At 63.6% G+C, this 17,584-nt stretch carries 14 protein-coding genes and 1 pseudogene; 5 read left to right on the top strand and 10 right to left on the bottom strand.

Going from position 1 to position 17,584, the window contains the following annotated elements:
• Positions 1-394 precede the first annotated feature (394 nt).
• The 3 genes from erpA to clcA form a co-directional block, all read right to left on the bottom strand.
• Positions 395-745, bottom strand: a complete 351-nt coding sequence (gene erpA / locus OKC29_RS18960) for an iron-sulfur cluster insertion protein ErpA (protein ID WP_005304404.1) — start codon at positions 743-745, stop codon at positions 395-397.
• A 78-nt stretch (positions 746-823) separates the two neighbouring features.
• The gene (locus tag OKC29_RS18955; protein ID WP_073351587.1) at positions 824-1,531 is read right to left on the bottom strand and encodes a DUF6776 family protein; all 708 of its coding nucleotides are present in this window, start codon (positions 1,529-1,531) and stop codon (positions 824-826) included.
• An 86-nt stretch (positions 1,532-1,617) separates the two neighbouring features.
• Entirely contained in the window at positions 1,618-3,012 is a 1,395-nt protein-coding gene (gene clcA / locus OKC29_RS18950; RefSeq protein ID WP_017411006.1) for a H(+)/Cl(-) exchange transporter ClcA, read from the bottom strand.
• Positions 3,013-3,234: 222 nt separating this feature from the next.
• On the opposite strand from clcA, the gene hemL reads away from it, so the two are divergent.
• Both hemL and OKC29_RS18940 read left to right on the top strand, forming a co-directional pair.
• On the top strand, positions 3,235-4,521 hold the full coding sequence (gene hemL, locus OKC29_RS18945; protein ID WP_073351589.1) for a glutamate-1-semialdehyde 2,1-aminomutase: 1,287 nt from the start codon (positions 3,235-3,237) through the stop codon (positions 4,519-4,521).
• A 220-nt stretch (positions 4,522-4,741) separates the two neighbouring features.
• On the top strand, positions 4,742-5,557 hold the full coding sequence (locus OKC29_RS18940) for a hypothetical protein (protein WP_073352572.1): 816 nt from the start codon (positions 4,742-4,744) through the stop codon (positions 5,555-5,557).
• Between the two features lie 60 nt (positions 5,558-5,617).
• Here the strand turns inward: OKC29_RS18940 and OKC29_RS18935 are convergent, their stop codons facing one another.
• Together OKC29_RS18935 and OKC29_RS18930 are read right to left on the bottom strand one after the other, a co-directional pair.
• Positions 5,618-6,520 carry a sulfite exporter TauE/SafE family protein gene (locus OKC29_RS18935; protein ID WP_011707266.1) on the bottom strand — a complete coding sequence of 301 codons (903 nt, stop codon included), beginning with the start codon at positions 6,518-6,520 and terminating at the stop codon, positions 5,618-5,620.
• Positions 6,521-6,777: 257 nt separating this feature from the next.
• Complete coding sequence (locus OKC29_RS18930; protein ID WP_073351591.1) at positions 6,778-7,500, bottom strand: phosphatase PAP2 family protein; 723 nt, start codon at positions 7,498-7,500, stop codon at positions 6,778-6,780.
• Between the two features lie 175 nt (positions 7,501-7,675).
• On the opposite strand from OKC29_RS18930, the gene OKC29_RS18925 reads away from it, so the two are divergent.
• The gene (locus OKC29_RS18925; RefSeq protein WP_162275772.1) at positions 7,676-8,203 is read left to right on the top strand and encodes a DUF2937 family protein; all 528 of its coding nucleotides are present in this window, start codon (positions 7,676-7,678) and stop codon (positions 8,201-8,203) included.
• Positions 8,204-8,278: 75 nt separating this feature from the next.
• Here the strand turns inward: OKC29_RS18925 and OKC29_RS18920 are convergent, their stop codons facing one another.
• Together OKC29_RS18920 and OKC29_RS18915 are read right to left on the bottom strand one after the other, a co-directional pair.
• Positions 8,279-9,859 carry a response regulator gene (locus OKC29_RS18920; RefSeq protein WP_073351594.1) on the bottom strand — a complete coding sequence of 527 codons (1,581 nt, stop codon included), beginning with the start codon at positions 9,857-9,859 and terminating at the stop codon, positions 8,279-8,281.
• A gap of 114 nt (positions 9,860-9,973) precedes the next feature.
• Positions 9,974-10,855 carry a LysR family transcriptional regulator gene (locus tag OKC29_RS18915; RefSeq protein WP_011707270.1) on the bottom strand — a complete coding sequence of 294 codons (882 nt, stop codon included), beginning with the start codon at positions 10,853-10,855 and terminating at the stop codon, positions 9,974-9,976.
• A gap of 156 nt (positions 10,856-11,011) precedes the next feature.
• On the opposite strand from OKC29_RS18915, the pseudogene OKC29_RS23015 reads away from it, so the two are divergent.
• Together OKC29_RS23015 and OKC29_RS18905 are read left to right on the top strand one after the other, a co-directional pair.
• A pseudogene (locus OKC29_RS23015) lies at positions 11,012-11,374 on the top strand (SMR family transporter); the annotation flags it as partial.
• 191 nt (positions 11,375-11,565) lie between these two features.
• Positions 11,566-11,886, top strand: coding sequence for an SMR family transporter (locus OKC29_RS18905; protein WP_016351879.1), 321 nt, complete (start codon positions 11,566-11,568; stop codon positions 11,884-11,886).
• Between the two features lie 97 nt (positions 11,887-11,983).
• On the opposite strand, the gene gloA2 is transcribed toward OKC29_RS18905, so the two are convergent.
• The 3 genes from gloA2 to hrpB all read right to left on the bottom strand — a co-directional run bounded on the left by gloA2 (position 11,984) and on the right by hrpB (position 17,447).
• Positions 11,984-12,385, bottom strand: a complete 402-nt coding sequence (gloA2, locus tag OKC29_RS18900) for an SMU1112c/YaeR family gloxylase I-like metalloprotein (RefSeq protein WP_073351598.1) — start codon at positions 12,383-12,385, stop codon at positions 11,984-11,986.
• Between the two features lie 42 nt (positions 12,386-12,427).
• Positions 12,428-14,749: a penicillin-binding protein 1B gene (mrcB, locus tag OKC29_RS18895; protein ID WP_073351600.1), complete on the bottom strand. Its 2,322-nt coding sequence runs from the start codon at positions 14,747-14,749 to the stop codon at positions 12,428-12,430.
• Between the two features lie 250 nt (positions 14,750-14,999).
• The gene (gene hrpB / locus OKC29_RS18890; RefSeq protein WP_073351601.1) at positions 15,000-17,447 is read right to left on the bottom strand and encodes an ATP-dependent helicase HrpB; all 2,448 of its coding nucleotides are present in this window, start codon (positions 17,445-17,447) and stop codon (positions 15,000-15,002) included.
• Between the last annotated feature and the right edge of the window lie 137 nt (positions 17,448-17,584).

The raw sequence follows: 17,584 nt of genomic DNA, 5'->3' as shown, positions 1-17,584 counted from the left end.
TTGATATCAAAAATTGTTTTTGATGCTCGATGCTGTGAGTGCCCACACAGATTGCTTGATTCAAATTGTTAAAGAGCAGGGTCGATAACTATACCCCTCACTGGTTTGCTTTGCAAGCCAGACCAGACGCGCACTGCGCCGTGCTGATGGAGGCGCATTATAGGGATATGATTCTCGCTGACAAGCGAAAACTCCGTGTTTTTTTGAAAAAGACGTTCAAGTGTTTAACTAACCACCAATCAGGGTAAAAAGCGCCCCGACAGCAACCCAAAAGAAGCCCATCAAGGGCCCTTTAGCATTACTGGCTGGTCAAGGACGTCAGACTATAGGTATGGGGGGACAAAACGAAAAGGGCCCCTTGGGGCCCTTCAATATCACGCGGTATCTCTATATATCAGATAGAGAAGCTGGAACCACAGCCACAGGTGGTGGTGGCATTGGGGTTGGTCACGGTGAAGCGGGAGCCTTCCAGACCTTCGGTGTAATCCACGCTGCCGCCAACCAGATACTGCAGGCTCATGGGATCGATCACCATGGTGACCCCGCTCTTCTCGACCACGGTATCTCCTTCGTTGATCTTCTCATCGAAGGTGAAACCATACTGGAAACCGGAGCAGCCACCGCCCGTGATGTACACCCGCAGCTTGAGCTCGGGATTTTCTTCTTCGGTGATCAGGGTCTTCACCTTGTTGGCTGCCGCATCCGTCATCTGGATGGGCAACGGGGCTTCTGCTACTGCACTCATTACTGACCTCGCAACCGTTAAATCCACAAACATGGAAACCGCGAAATTATCCAATACCCGACCATTCAGTTCAAGTATTCACCAAGCTTCTTGCTGTACGGCCGGCACGGGTGCCGGTGGAGCGACCACCAGCGGCTTGATTACCTCGCCCCATTCAGCCAGCAGTTCCTGAGCCGGTTGCCGACCATCCTTGCTGATGGTGACCCGCACCCGATCCGGTACAAACCCTTCCGGCAACTGCCAGTTGCCTTCCAGCAGTTGGAAGTAACGCAGCGCATAGCGCCCCTCCCCCAACTTCATACCCAGCTCACGGCTGCCGAGGGTTCTGGGCTTGTCGCCCTGACTGCCTTCCACCTTTATCTGTACCTGACCACGAAACAGCTCGCGCTTCTTGGCGGGCTGGGTCAGCGCCAGCCGATAGTGATAACGGCCGGGGATACTGGTCTCCTGCAGGGTAAGGTTGTCGATCACCACCCCCACCTGCTCGCCGGTAGGACGCATGATCCGCTCGAAAAAGGCCAGCTGGCGCTTCTGCTCCTGTACCTGGGCCTCCTGATCCTTGAGCGTCTGCTGCAACTGCTCGAACGCCGCCTTCTGGGTAGCCAGCAGCGTCTCCTTGATGCCGAGCTCGCTCTTGAGCTGGCCGATGGCCTTGCCTTGGCGCTCCAGCGTCTCCTGCTGCACCGTCAGCAGGCTGCTCTGGGCCAGCTCCTGGCGATTACCGACGAAATAACCGATGAGCGCCCCCACCATCAGCACTACCAACCACTTCACTATCTGGGACATAAGGCCTCTTTTGTTACTGCGCATACTGCGGCCACGCTCCCTTCACTATACGCGACTCAAGCAGATTCAGGCCGGCAGACAAAGGGTTAACCGGCGGTGACGCCGCTTTCTCCCCGCTTTTGACGCGCAGCGAGCCGTAAAGTTCGCTCGAGGATCTGGGAATAAATCGGGCGGCCCCCCAACCACTGCGCCACCAGGGTCGCACCGACCGTGGTGATCATCATGGGCAGGATCAGCTGATAGTTGTCGGTCATCTCGGTCACCAGCACGATCCCCGTGATGGGGGCACGCACGGTGGCGGCAAACAGCGCGCCCATACCGGCAATGGCAAAGGCGCCGGGTTCGATGCCCAGCTCCGGGAAGGCCGCATGAAACAGGTGGCCAAACACCACCCCGAACAGGGTGCCCAGCGCCAGGGTCGGGGCAAACACCCCGCCCGGTGCGCCGGAGCAGAAACAGACCAGGGTGGCCACCAACCGGATGGAGAAGATGAGGAACAGGGTGGCCATTGCATACTCCCCGCCCATCAGATGGGGGATGAGCTCGGTACCGCCGCCGGTCACCGCCGGGGCAACCAGCGACAGCACGCCGAAGGTCCCCGCCACCAGTGTCCCGATGGCCACGAAACGGTGGCGCTTGTTTTGATGCAGCGCCAGATAACCATCCTGACAGGCCAGCACCAGCTTGTTGAAGACAAAACCCAGCACGCCGAAAGCGGCCCCCATGAAGAGGAACAGCCAGAGCGCCCTGAGGGCCGGCGCATCGTAGTGAGGCAAGCTGATCACCGCCCCCTGCCCCTTCATGTTCTGCAGCATCAGGGTTGCCATGATGGCGGAGATGCCCACCGCCTTGATGGCCAGAAAGGAGTAGCGAAACTGCGGGCGCATCTCCTCCATCACGAACAGGATCCCCGCCAGCGGCGCATTAAAGGCCGCGGCCAGACCGCCCGCCGCCCCGGCTGCCAGCAGGGCGTGGCCATGCTCCTTCGGCAGCCGGAAGATATCTGCCACCATCTTGCCGAGGTTGCCGCCGATCTGCACCGACGGTCCTTCCCGCCCCAGCACCATGCCGGAGCTCAGGGTGCAGATACCGCCAAAAAACTTGACCGGCAACACCCGCCACCAGCGTACCGGGCGCAACTCGTCCATGGCCCCCTCAATCTCGGGAATGCCGGAACCACCCGCCTCAGGCGCAAAGGTATGGGTCAGGAAATAGCCAATGCAACCCAGCAAGGCGCTGAAACCAAAGCCGAGCAGGCCGAGCTGCCACCAGGGGCGATCGGCCAGCAGGTCGACACGCTGCTGTGCCAGCCAGTGCACGCCGGACTCGAACAGTCCGCAGACCAACCCGGCCAGGGTGCCGACCAGCGCCGCCAACAGCAGCACCAGCAGGGGCATCTTGTCTTGATGAATGATCCGCCGCAGGACGGGGCCGCGGGGAGGCGAGAGCGGTTCGGAGGAGGAGAGAGCTTGTTGCGACATGAAAAAACCACATTCGTTTGCTGACGGAGGTGACGATCATCCGGCCTGCTGTCCGGCTGCCCAGCACCGGGCCTTTCTGCTATAGTCGGCCCGTTTCATTTAACACGGGGCAGTCCTTGGCCGGGGTCAAGAGCGCAAGCATACTCCAGCGTCCCCTGACTGCCGAGCCGCAATCGGCCACCTGCGCCTGTGTGACGACCAAAATCCCATTAAGGATGATCCATGTCAAAATCAGATCAGCTGTTTGAACAGGCCCGCCAGACCATTCCGGGCGGCGTCAACTCACCGGTCCGCGCCTTCAATGGGGTCGGCGGCACACCCCGCTTCATCGATCACGCCGATGGCGCCTACCTCTATGACGTGGATGGCCAGGCCTATGTGGATTACATCGGTTCCTGGGGCCCCATGCTGCTGGGTCACAACCACCCGGCCATCAAGGCCGCCGTCATCAAGGCGGTGGAGAAAGGGCTGAGCTACGGCGCCCCGACCGAGATCGAAGTGCTGATGGCCGAGAAGGTCCGCCAGATCGTCCCCTCCATGGAGCAGGTGCGGATGGTCAACTCCGGCACCGAGGCCACCATGAGCGCCATCCGGCTGGCCCGCGGTTATACCGGCCGCGACAAGATCGTCAAATTCGAAGGCTGCTACCACGGCCACGCCGACTCCCTGCTGGTCAAGGCCGGCTCCGGCGCGCTGACCCTGGGTCAGCCCAACAGCCCGGGCGTCCCGGCCGACTTTGCCAAGCACACCCTCACCTGCGTGTTCAACGATCTGGACTCGGTGCGCGAAGCCTTCACCCAATACGGCAGCGAGATCGCCTGCATCATCGTCGAGCCGGTAGCCGGCAACATGAACTGCATCCCGCCGGTACCCGGCTTCCTGGAAGGGCTGCGCACCATCTGTGACGAGTTTGGCGCCCTGCTGATCCTGGATGAGGTGATGACCGGCTTTCGCGTCTCCCTGCGCGGCGCCCAGGGCCACTACAACATCGACCCGGATCTCACCACCCTCGGCAAGATCATCGGTGCCGGCATGCCGGTCGGTGCCTTCGGCGGCAAGAAGAAGGTGATGCAGCACATCGCCCCGACCGGCCCTGTCTATCAGGCCGGCACCCTCTCCGGCAACCCGGTGGCCATGGCTGCCGGCCTCACCATGCTGGACCTGCTGCTGGAGCCGGGCCTCTATGAGCAACTGAGCGCCAAGACCGCCCGGGTTGCCAAAGGGCTGAAAGCCGCTGCCGCCAAGCACGGGATCCCGCTTGCCATCAACTACGTGGGCGGCATGTTCGGCTTCTTCTTCACCGACGAGCCCGAGATCACCCGCTACGAGCAGGTCACTCGCTGCGACATGGAACGCTTCAAGCGCTTCTATCACCTGATGCTGGAAGAGGGTGTCTACCTGGCGCCGAGTGCCTACGAGGCGGGGTTCCTGTCGCTGGCGCACGGCGACAAGGAGATCGAACACACTCTGGCTGCCGCCGAGCGCAGCTTCGCCAAGCTGGCTGGCTAAGCCGCCGCTTGTCGCAAAAGGGCCCTTCACGGGCCCTTTTTTCATTACCGCTTCCGCGTCCTTCGGCCTCCCCCGGTACGCCCGATGTTGGTGCAGCATTTGTGCAAGCGGTACGGCTCTGTCACCAAACGGTGCATATCCCGCCCCTCTGTCCGTCATAAAACGGGCCCACAATTTGCACCTTGCAAGTTGAATGCAAGCCCGTTTGAGCGAGGTATATATGGCGGAAATGAGCCCCATCGATGTGTTGCGACGCTATCAGGAGTACGAAGCCGAACTGGCCCCCCTGCTGCTGGGACTGCTCACGGCATCACCCGATTCACTCAGCAGTTATCCCTTCATCCTGAACCAGGCTCCCAGCCGGGAACCGCTCGGGATCCTGCCACCGGTGCCAGCGCCGCAAGCCCGTTTGAATCTAGTCGTGAGAGGCCATGGCCGTGAGCTGACCCTCTGCCTGAACCAGCTCATCGCCTGGCTGATGGGAGACAGGGAGCGACGCCGGGCCATGCCCTGGTTCAAAGGGGTTTATGTGGTGCTGAGTCTGGCGCTGTTTCTGATCGTCGCGACGCTCATCTGGCACGGGCTGGAGCAACTCTATCTGCTGCTGTGCGGGGCGCAGCAGAACCGGCTGGGGGCCTTCAGCGCCATCATCTTCCTGACCCTGGCGCTGGCGGTGTTCGACTTGGGCAAGACCATTCTGGAAGAGGAGGTGCTGCTGCATAAGGACATCTTTCGCCACAGCGCCATTCGCCGCACCATTACCCGCTTCATCGCCGCCATCTTGATCGCGGTCTCCATCGAGGGGTTGCTGTTGCTGTTCAAGGGATCATTAGGCCAGAGCGAACTGCTCTGGCCGGCGGTGGGTGTGATGGGGTGCGCCGTGGGGCTGCTGCTGGCCCTCGGCCTCTATGTGTTTCTGGGGGCCAGGGCCGAAGCGGCGCTGGTGCAGGCCAGCCTGCGACCTCTGCCAGCCGGAGTTGCAGTGCCCGCCGCGCCGCCCGCCAAGAAGCGGGCATGGTCCAGGAGGTATAGATAACGCTGAAGATCTGCAATCACGTCAATACTCCACGGCCAGCACCGACACGCGCCGTACTGGCTAACCAGTGACGCCTGCCAGCCGGGGTGGTGGCGCCCGCCGCGCCGCCCGCCAGGAGGCGTACATGGTCCAGGAGGTATAGATGACGATGAAGGCCACCAGCCATTTGAGCATCGCCATATCCATCGACTTGACCAGCATGGCCGCCAGCACCACGCCGACAGGGCCGAAGATGGCCACCGCCAGCACCGCCTTGGCATCGAAGGCCCCCTTGCGGATGAAGGTGCCCGCCGAGAAGACGCTGAGCACGGCGGTGGAGCCCATCATGATGGGAAACGCCGCCAGCGGATTCATGCCGAGCAGATAGACCAGGGTCATGCAGGGGGCGAACAGGCCGATGCCCACGTTCATCAGCACGCCGAAGATGAAGTTGCCGAGCAGCGCGATCCCGAGCTTGTAACCGGTCAGCCCCATGGCATCGCCACCGAGGGGGAACAGCCCAAGCAGGCCCGCAAAGATGAGGCCGGCCACCACCAGCAGGGAGACCGCCATCACCAGCCGGATGGTCTGGCGATCGAACGAGGCGACATGGCGCGCCCCCCAGGCCGCCCCAGCAGCGGCGGCCACCATCATGCCGATGAGAGTGAGTGGATCCACCTGCACGGCGCCGATGAAGATCAGCGACTGGGTGACCGTCGGCAACACGCACTGACCGTTGAGGGTGCCCGGCAGCAGCCGATCGTCGATCAGCTTGAACTGCTTGTAGCAGGCGGTCTTCACCGCGAAGCTGCCAACCCCCAGGGTATCGAGAAAATTGGCGACAAAACCGATGGCCGCCACCGGCCAGAAGGGGGTCGATTCCAGCTCCCCCTGTTGCCGTTTGTGCCACCAGGCCCGTACCAGCATGAAGATGAACACCAGGGCGCAGATGATGAATATCAGGCGCAAAAGATTAATTAACATACAGAGTTCTCCAGCAACGGGCGGCGATTCTAAGGCAGCAAAAATAAAAAATCTTGGTCAGGATCAAGCATTCAGCCCATGCAAACGATTATCTGGAGAAAGTCATGACGAGCACGCCCGAACGAATCTGCTAATACTTGTCTATGAGGGCCAGCAGGCCTGGGGCCACCGGTGGTAGTCATGGTCATTTCGCGACGACCACAGTCACCGGCGGGAAGTAGCCAAAAAGAAGGCCGGTATGCACCGACCTTCTTTTTTTATTGCTGACTCGCCGGCGTTTTACCCGCCAGCCACTGCCAGCCCGGCAGACGTGGCAGTCGCTGGGCGATCCAGCCGATCAGCGCATCCGATAGCCCGGTCAACAGCAGCAGCGGCAGGCAGAGCAGGGTCAGCGACAGGGCGCCCACATAGACATCCGTCAGCCAGTGGGCACCGGAGAGGATGCGGGGTGCCGAGAACAACGGCACCATCAGCAGCGCGGTCACCCCGGCCCAGCGCGGCAGATGGCGCAGGGCAAAGCCGGCGAAGATCATCAGGAACAGGGCGTGATCGCCGGGAAAACTGTCGCTGGAGGAGTCCTTGGTCGGGATCCCGCTGAGCTGGGTCACCCGCAGCGCGTCCGCCACCGTCAGGGTCGGGCTGGGTCGGCTGACCGGCAGCAGATGACCGAACTGGTTGATCACCAGGGCCCCCAGCAGCATGACGATCCCCATGGCCACCAGCCGGCGGCGTCCCTGCTCGTCCGCACGCCAGAAGCAGCGAGAGAGGATCAGCCCCATGCAGGAGAGTACCGCCAGATCGAACAGCCGGTTGTTGGTCACGGCCACCAGATCGGCCCACCACTGGGCCTGACCCAGCCAGCCATTGACCAGATGGAAGACGGCGAGATCCCACTGATCCCATGGGCCGTGATCGGGCAGAGCTGCCCAACTGATGGCGATGAGACCACCCAACAGATAACAGGGTATAAATTTGCGCATACGGACTCTCCTCCCCGAAAAATGGGGCAGTATTTTAAAGCATAAAAAGCGTGACGTGAATCACACAAACGAGGGAGGAAAGGGTCATGCCTCCTATCCGGAAAGCCGGCGCGTCCCCTGCCGGCTTGGTCTGTTGCAGCCTTGCGGCTAGTATGGAGTCCCTCTATTTCGCGAGATGACGAGAGCTATGCGCAGCTACCTTCGGATGATGCTGTTTGCCCTGGGCCTGCTGGCCGGCGTGCAGATCCCGGGTCTGATCGACCTCTACTACCAGCGGCTGGATGCCCGCCTGCAGCAGGCCAGCCTCAGCCTGGCCCCTTTTCAGGAGACGGCGGACCAGCATTTCAACGGCGATCTGATGGCCCTGGTCAACCACTACCGTACCAATCCGGATCCGGTATTCGCCAAGGATGCCGCCAGCCTGCAGCTGCTGGTCAGCCAGCGCCAGACCCTGCAGCAGGAGAGCGTCTACAAGCACCATCCCTGGTATCGGCAACTCTCCCACCTGCTGCTGCGCGCCGAGCCCCAGCTCTGGCAGGATACCCTGCAAAACTACAGCTACATGGTGCCGCTCAAGCAGGCCGCCATCGTCTGCGGCATGGCGGCAGGCCTGCTCGCAGCCCTGCTTGGCGATCTGTTGCTCAGCCTGGTGTTGTTGCCGTTTCGCCGGCAGCAGCCCCGAATACGCTACGCGCCGCGCTGACGAAACCGACGCGGTGGCTCAGGCAGACGGAAACAACAAAGGGGCAAATGGCCCCTTTGTTGTTTCCGTCCAGTGTCACAGCTCGTATGGCAGCCGCGACTGGCTCACCAAACGCTGGAGCGCCTGCACCACCAGGGGATCGAACTGGCTGCCGGAGCGTGACAGTATATATTCCATGGTCTGGGCCAGCGACCAGGGCTCCTTGTAGGGACGCTTGCTGAGCAGGGCATCGAATACGTCGACCACGGCCACGATGCGGGCCGACAGCGGGATCTGCTGGCCGGCCAGCTGCTCCGGGTAGCCCTTGCCATCAAAGTGTTCATGATGCCCGCGAGCAATCTCGGCCCCCAGCGACAGGTAGCTGGTCCCCTCCACCATCTCCCCCGCCTTGTGCAAAATGCTGGCGCCTATGTCCGCGTGCTGCTCCATGATGAGTCGTTCATCCGGTTCGAACCGGCCCGGCTTGTGCAAGATGTGGTCCGGCGTGCCCACCTTGCCCACGTCGTGCAGTATGCTGGCCATGCCGATCATGTCGACAAAGCCCGGTGTCAGCTCATCGGGATAGGCCCCTGCCTGCTGCAGCTCGGCCACGATGGCATCGGAGAGCTTCTGCACTCGCAGCACGTGATCACCTGTATCCGAATCGCGGAACTCCGCCAGCGCCGCCAGCGCCACCACGGTCGCCTCCTGGGCACGCAGCAGCTGGTTGTAGAGATAGAGGTTGTCGTACGCCGCCGAGATCCGCTGACAAAACACGTCCAGCAGATCGCACTCGAGCGGGTCGAGCGGCTGGGTGGGGGTGAAATTGAGCACAAACTCGCGCCCGTTCTGGGCCGCGATATAGAGCGCATCCTGGGGATGCTCGAAGCGGTTGCAGCGATTGGCGAGCGCACTCATCACCGAGTCGTGCAGGGCCGGGAAGGCGCTGAGCGGCACATCGCTCAGCAGGGATTCATAGTCGCCGGTGGCCGCCAGGATCTCCAGCTCCTGCGAGCCGGGGCGGCGTTCGGCACAGATGGCGCCTTCGGTGCCCACGTCGAGAATGGCGCTGATCTGCTTGAGCACGCCGGAGGCAAATTCCCGCAGCGAATGCAGATGATAGAGATCCCCCGCCCCCTCCAGTATCTTGCCGAGCCCCTGCCGGCTCTTGTCGATGGCGCAGAGGGTCTCGTAGGAACGCAGGGAGGCGATGACGGTGGTATAGAGCTTCTGCACCGTCAGCTCGGTCTTGGTCTTGTAGTCGTTGATGTCGTAATCGAGGATCACCCGCTGCTCCGGGGCCTGCCCCGGCTGGCCGGTGCGCAGCACGATGCGCACCAGGCTGTTGTGCATCTCGTTGCGGATCTGGTGCACCAGCCGCAAGCCGGCATCCTCGGTCTCCATCACCACGTCGAGCAGGATCAGGGCGATGCGCGGATTGGCCAGCAGCATGCGGGCCGCTTCGGCGCCGCTGTAGGCGTTGAGCAGTTCAAGCGGGCGGGATTTGTACTGAATGTTGGAAAGTGCCAGCCGGGTGGCATGATGAATGTCCGGCTCATCATCGACGATCAACACCTGCCAGGGGTTGATCGCCTTGGTCACCACGGCCTCATCGTCATCCAGCTCGATGATGTCGTCATCCAGCCAGAGCTCGTCCTTGTCTTGGGCACTGCTCATATCGTTCACGCCTCCAGGCGCTGCATGAGGGTACTGACAGTATGTACCATCAGGCAGTGATGGATCACAAGCCCCTGCACTTGCCCCCCTCATGCCCGCCCGGCGCCGGCCGGCTTATTCGAACGGTTCGAGATAGGCCTGGATTGCCTTCCTCAGCCACGCCAACACCTTGCCGTGGTAGGCATTTTCCGACAGATAGACGCCGTAGTCGCGCCACTGCAGGCTGAACTTGTGCTTCAAGGTCAGCAGCTCCCCTTGTCGCAGCTGGCTCTGGATCAGCGGCGACGGCAGCACGGCCCAGCCGAGGCCGTCGAGCACCGCATCGCGCATCAGCTCGAAGCTCGACAATCCGATGTGGTGGCCGCCGATGGGCAGCAGGCTCTTGACCGAAAATTCGTCCACATAGGAGAGGGTGACCTGGGTATGGCCGGTCAGATCCTGCTGCAATACCCGCTTCAGGCTGGCCAGCGGGTGGCTCGGGGCCACCACCATCAGGGTGCGGATCGGGTTGAGCACCTCGATGTTGAGGCCGCTGCGCTCCTGCTCCTCGGTGATGAGGCCGAAGGCGGCGTCGACAAACCCCTCCTCCACCAGCGCGGGCAGCTCCGGTGGCGAGGCCAGCACCAGCGAGATGCTGGTGCCGGGAAACTGGTGGCGCAGCGCCCCCAGCATCTCCCGCCACACCGCCTCGGGAATGGCGTCATCCCGCGCCACCCGCAGCGCCACCTCCGCGCCGGAGGCGTAGTGTTCGCACTTGAGTTTGAGGCTGTTGGCGGCCTGCAGCAGCCGCTTGCAGTCGTCCAGCACCTGCTCGCCGATCTCGGTCAATCGGCTCTGGTTGGCGCCTCGTTCAAAAAGTTCGACGCCAAGCTCAACCTCTAGCGCCGCTATCGCCGTGCTGACGGCGCTGCGACTCTTGCCAAGCCGGCGCGCCGTATTGGCAATGGAGCCACTGCTGGCTGATTCCACAAAGAGTTGTATCTGGTAGAGCTTCATGATCTGGGTCGTGAGCTGGGTATCCGATATTCACCTTACCCTGCCCTCTTCTAGCAAGGCAAACCGTCAGCGTCTGAATTGTCGACGCTCAGCGATTCTGCCGCCTGAGCGGGCTGCGGCTATCATGGCCCCGTCGCAGCAACAAAAGGACATTTTATGTTATTCAATCGCATGCTCCTAGCCCGCATCTTCCTGACGGGCGCCATCCTGACCGAGGTCGCCGGGACCTCCAGCATGGCCATGATCCCGGAGAACGAGGCCGGCTGGCTCAACTATCTGCCGATGTGGCTGCTCATCTCCTTCTCCTATCTGTTGTTGGCCAAAGCCGCCAAAACAATCTCCATTGGTATTGCCTTCGCGCTCTGGGAGGGGCTGGGGATCGCGCTGATCACCGTCGTCTCCGTGCTGTTCCTCGACTACCACCTGAATGCTCAGGAGTTGATCGGACTGGCGCTGGCCATAGTGGGTATTGTTCTGGTGACAATGGGTGAAACCCATGACGAACCGACCGCGGACACCGGCAGCATCCGCCGCCTTGGTACTGCCCATGACGAACCGACCGCAGGCACCAGCAGCACCCGCCGTCTTGGCGCTGCCCATGACAAACCGACCGCAGGCACCAGCAGCACCCGCCGTCTTGGCGCTGCCCATGACAAACCGGCCGCAGGTACTGGCAGTACTCGCTGCCTTGGCGCTGCCAAGGAGGCCGTATGCACCCGTTGATCATCGTACTGGGGGCAGCCCTGCTGGATATCGGCGCCAACATGGCGATCAACCGCTCGGTTGGTTTTCGTCACAAAGGCTGGGGATTTCTCGGCATCCTGCTGGTGCTGTGTGCTTTCACCCTGCTGTCGGAAGCGGTGAGCACCGGCAGGATCGATCTGGCCGTGGCCTATGCCACCTGGGGTGCCATCGGCATTCTGGGCACCGCCCTCGGTGGCTTGCTGCTGTTTGGCGAGCGACTCAAGCCCATCGGCTGGGTCGGCATGCTGGTGATGGCCGTCGCGGTGACCCTGCTCACCACCGCCTGATCGCCCCTCACGCACTGCACACCATGAAAGAAGCCGCCCGGCTAACCGGGCGGCTTCTGCTCTTTATGGGGCAATGCGGGCTCACGGCGAGTCTGCCTCAGCGGCTCGCTTCGTAGAGCTCCAGCGGCAAGCCGTCGGGGTCGGCGAAGAAGGTAAAGCGCTTGCCGGTCAGCTCATCCACCCGCACCGGCTCCACCTCGATACCATGGCCCTGCAGATGGGCGATGACCCGGTCGAGCTCAGCGACCCGAAAGGCCAGGTGGCGCAAGCCGCACGCCTCCGGCCGGGAGGGGCGCGGCGGCGGCGCCGGGAAGCTGAACAGCTCCAGCTGGCTGCCGTCCGGCAGCGCCAGATCCAGCTTCCACGACTGGCGCTCCTCGCGCAGCGTCTCGGCGATGATGGGCAGCCCCAACACCTGATGGTAGAAGTGGCGCGAGCGCGCATAGTCGCTGGCGATGATGGCCACGTGGTGGATGGCATCGAACAGAGGATGTGACATGAGCACTCCGGGCAAGCGGGCAGCCAGGGCTGCCCGCAGCGGTCAGTTGAAAAAACCGTTGAACCAGTTGTCCAGCGCATTGGCCGGGCCGGACACCGGGCTGGCGCAGCCCATGGGCTCGGCCAGTCCGGCCAGCTTCGCCGGCACCTGCAGACTGCCGGGGCAGTCGCTGGTGACCCGGGTGCCGCTGGCACGGGAGAAGCTGGCCCAGCTCACCCCTTGCGGCATGTTCATGGCCAGGCTGTTGACCCCGCGCTGACTCATGTAGCCGCTGAACAGCTGCAGGGCACCGCTGGCACCAGTCAGGCCGGCCGGGGTGTTGTCGTCGCGTCCGACCCAGATGCTGACCAGCTCGTTGTTGTCGAGCCCGGTGAACCAGGAGTCGCGCAGCTCGTTGGTGGTGCCCGTCTTGGCCGCCATGGTGGCGCCGGGGAACTTGGCACCGAGCGCGCGCGCCGTGCCCTGGCTCACCGTCTTGGTCATGGCGAACAGGGTCAGCCAGCTGGCCTGCTCATCGGTCACCCGCTTGGCTGCTTCGTCATGCTGATAGAGCTTGCTGCCGTCGCTGTTGACCACCGCCCGGATCGCCGACAGCGGCTGGGTCAGCCCCTGGTTGGCGATGGGCAGGTACATCTGGTTCACCTCCATCGGCGAGAGCGCCACCGCTCCCAGCACCAGCGAGGGATAGGGCTGGATCTCCTGCTCCACCCCCAGCTTGTGCAGGGTGTCCACCACCTTGTCCAGCCCCACCTGCAGCCCCAGATTGACGGTCGGCACGTTGAGGGAGCTGGCCAGCGCATCCATCAGCGGCACGCTCTGGCGGAACTTGCGATCGTAGTTTTGCGGGGTCCAGATCTGGCCATCCTTGCCGCGAATGCGGATCGGCTGGTCCTTGAGCGGCGTGCCCAGGGTCAGGCCGTTGGAGAGGCCGGTCAGGTAGACCGCGGGCTTGACCAGGGAGCCTATCTGGCGACGGGCATCCAGCGCCCGGTTGAAGCCGGCGTAGCGCGGATCCCGGCCGCCCACCATGGCCACCACCTCGCCCTTGTGCCAGTCGGAGACCACCATGGCCGCCTCCAGCTTCTTCTTGCCGCGCAGCTTCTCGATCTGGGCCAGACCCGACTCCACCGCCTGCTCGGCGGCGTGCTGGGCGATGGGATCCAGACTGGTGAAGATCTTGAGGCCGGACTGCTTGAGCAGATCCGGACCGAAGCGGCTCTGGATCTCCCGCTTGAGCAGGCCCATGAAGGCCGGGGTGCGGCCATAGCTCATCTGGCCGCGGGTAATGATGCCGAGCGGCTGCTTGCTGGCGAGCTCATACTCGGCCGGTTGCAGGCTGCCGTGATCCATCAGCAGCTTGAGCACCAGATCACGACGTGCCTTGGCCCGCTCCGGGAAGCGCCAGGGATCGTAATAGGAGGGGCCCTTCACCATGCCCACCAGCAGGGCCACCTGATCGATGTCCAGCTCGTTGACCGGAATGCCGAAGTAGAAGTAGGAGGCGAGCCCGAAACCATAGACCCCCTGGGAGAAGTTCTGCCCCAGATAGACCTCGTTGAGATAGGCCTCCAGGATCTCGTCCTTGCTGTAGCGATAGTCGATCAGCACCGCCATGTAGGCTTCCTGCGCCTTGCGCCACAGGCTGCGTTCCCGGGTCAGGAAGAAGTTTTTGGCCAGCTGCTGGGTCAGGGTACTGCCCCCCTGCACGGTGCGACCCGCCAGCAGGTTGGCCGCCATGGCGCGCATGATGGCCACCGGCGAGACGCCGCCGTGCTGGTAGAAGTCGCGATCCTCGGTGGTGAGCAGGGTGATCAGCAGGCTGTCCGGCACCTCGGCGATGCGCACCAGCAGGCGATCCTCCCGATCCTCGGTGTTGAGGCGATCGAGCAGCACCGGGTCCATCTGGGCGTAACCGAGCTGACGCTGGTTCTCCAGCGACTGGATCCCCTCCAGCCGCGCACCGTTGAAAGTGAGGCGCAGGCCGCGGGCGGCATCGGCCCCGTCATGGAATTCGAATGGCCGGCGGATAAGCTCGATGCGGTTGCCGCTCACTGCATACTCGCCCGGGGTGTGGGGCTGGCGCACCTGCTTGTAGCTCAGCATGTTGAGCTCGCGCAGCATCTGGGCCTGGGAGAGGCGCTGGCTGGGATAGAGTTCCAGCGGCCGGCTGTAGACCATCACCGGCAGCTGCCACTTCTCGCCGTCGAAGCGTTCACGCACCTTGGTATCGAGGTAGATGCCAAACACCACCATGAAGGCCGCTCCCACCAGGGAGAGCTTGAAGCCCAGCCAGAACAGCGTGCGCCAGATGGTGCGTTTGGGCGCCGCCTTCTTGGGGGTGCGCTTGCGTCGTTGCGTTGCCATAGATCCTCTTTGCTTTCCTTTCTACTTGTTATGTCGCGTTCGCGAACGTCCGATCGGGCTTAACCAATTGGATCTGGATTCCGGGTTCGCTCCGCCAGACAGATGGATGTCTCACCCCTCATCCCCGGCCCTTCTCCCACAAGGGGAGAAGGGAGCAAACACCCACCTCGATCAGTTCCCTCTCCCTCTGGGAGAGGGCCAGGGTGAGGGTCATCTGCTGGAGTAGGGCTACGTTATTCCCTGCACCAACCTACAATCCCATCTTCTTCTTGGTGACCCTGGTCGGCATCGCCTCCAGCGGATTGTCCGGCCAGTAGTGGCGGGGGTAGCGTCCCTTCATCTCTTTTTTCACCAGCTCGTAGGAGCCGGCCCAGAAAGCAGCCAGATCGGCGGTGATCTGCAGCGGCCGCTGGGCCGGGGAGAGCAGCTCCACCACCAACGCCACCCGGCCATCGGCCACGCACGGGGTCGCGGCCTGGCCGAACATCTCCTGGATGAGCACCGGGATCACCGGCGCCTGGCCCGGCTGATAACGGATCCGCACCCGGCTACCGGTCGGCGCGCTAAAGTGGCCGGGCAGCGCCTCGTCCAGCCGCTTGGGCAATGGCCAGGGCAGCGACTGGCGCAGGATGTCGCTCATATCGAGCTTTTTCAACTGCTCCAGCCGGGTCATACCGCTCACCGCCGGCAGCAGCCACTGCTCGAGGTCGGCCAGCAGGCTCCCCTCGTCCATGGCTGGCCACCCTTCGTCGGGCAACCAGTCGCGGGCGCAGCGCAATCGGGCCAGCAACCCCTCGCTGGCATCATCCCAGGGCAGCACATGCAACCCCTTGCGCCGGATGCCCTGCAGCAGGCAGCGCCCCTTCTGTTCATCGGAGAGATCCGTCAGCGGCCGCTGGCTCAGCACCAGCTCGCCGAGCACCTGCTGGCGTTCGGCCCGCACCCGCTCCTCGCGCTCGTCCCAGTCGAACCACTGGCGCTCGCCGACCAACTCAGGCAGCTGGCGCACCAGTTCATCCAGCTCCACCGGCTCGGCGATGAAGATGCGACTGCCGCGCTCGTTCTGACCCATCTCGATGGCAATGATCGCCCCCTGCCCCTGACAGGGGTGACCTTCTACCAGATCGCAGCTCACCCCGCCACTGAGCTGATAGCGGCTGCCGCTGCGCAGCTTGCCGATGCGATCGGGCCAGGCGAGGGCGCACAGCAGCCCCAGCCATTGCCCCTGAGCACTGGCGGGGCGGGCGCCGAGCCGCTCGAACCAGCGGGCTGCACTCTGGCGCAGGGCCCCCTGGCGGCGGTGAAACAGCACGGAGAGGCGCTCCGATCCTCGCAGATCTTCTTCCAGCAGCGCCACCAGGAAAGCCGCATCGGCGACAATCCCTGTCAGACCCTCGGCCTCCAGCTCGCGCGCGCGCAGCAGCATGCGGGCAAGCCGGGGATGGGTACCGAAGGCCGCCATGGCGCGGCCAGCCGGGGTAAGTTGTTGCTCACCCTCCGGCTTCATGGCGCCGAGGCTCACCAGCAGTCGCTGGGCGCTGGCGACGGCGGCGGCCGGCGGCATGTCCAGCAGTGGCAGCTCTTCAACCTTGGCCCCCCACTGGGCGGCGTCCAGCAACAGACCAGTCAGCTCCTGGGTGAGGATGTCGGGCGGGCTCTGCTCGGCGAGGCGCTCCTGCACCTCGCTGCTCCAGAGCCGGTAGCAGACACCGGGGCCGAGACGACCGGCGCGGCCCGCCCGCTGGGTGGCGGAGGCTTTGGCGATGGGGCGGGTCTCCAGCCGGGTGACGCCACTCTTGATGTCGAAGGAGGCACGCCGCTCCAACCCGCTGTCGACGACGACGGAGATCCCCTCGATGGTGAGCGAGGTCTCCGCCACATTGGTGGTGAGCACCAGCTTACGGCGCCCCGCAGGTGCCGGCTCGATGGCCGCCTGCTGGGCCGCCATGTCGAGGCGACCGTAGAGGGGGGCGAGGGTCACCTCGTCCGGCAGCCGCCCTTCCAACCACTGCGCCAGCCGCTCGATCTCCCCCTGGCCCGGCAGGAACACCAGCAGGCTGCCGGCGTGGGCGGCCAACGCCTCCAGCACCACGGCGCCGACCTGGGGTTCCAGCCACTGCTGGCGATTGGCGGGACGATAGTGGTAGTCGATGGGAAAACCGCGCCCCTCCGATCGAACCACTGGGGCCTCCGGCAAAAGCCGCTCCAGCGCCATGCCATCCAGGGTGGCAGACATCACCAGCAGCTTGAGATCATCGCGCAATCCCTGCTGGCTCTCGATGGCGAAGGCCAGTGCGGTATCGGCGTGCAGACTGCGCTCGTGGAACTCATCAAAGATGACCAGGGAGACGCCGGTGAGCTCGGGATCCTGCTGCAGCATCCGGGTCAGCACCCCTTCGGTGACGATCTCGAGCCGGGTGGCAGAACTGGTGCGGCTCTCGCCACGCACCCGCAGGCCGATGCGCTCGCCCACCTTCTCCCCGAGCTGGCGCGCCAGAAAGGCGGCGATATTGCGCGCCGCGAGACGTCTGGGCTCCAGCATGATGATGCGACCGGGCAGCCGGTTCTGGCGCACCAGCTCCAGCGGCAGCAGGGTCGATTTGCCCGCGCCGGGGGGCGCCTGCAGGATCACGCTGGCATGGTTGTCGATGGCGGCAAAGAGTGCGGGCAGCACCGACACTATGGGGAGGGAAGACAAAGGGATCTGCACCTTCTTGTTGCAAGTCGTAAAGCGGCGCCTATTCTGCCACAGCCTGGCCGGCCACCGTGAGCGGATGTCGGCCGGCGAGACAGGATGCAGTGGCTGCCCTAGAATGGGCCACCCTGTCTGCATGA

The sequence above is a fragment of the Aeromonas sp. QDB34 genome (assembly GCF_027705405.1).
In the GTDB taxonomy this organism is placed as follows: Bacteria; Pseudomonadota; Gammaproteobacteria; order Enterobacterales; family Aeromonadaceae; genus Aeromonas; species Aeromonas hydrophila.
This window is presented reverse-complemented; position numbering and strand designations above follow the sequence as displayed.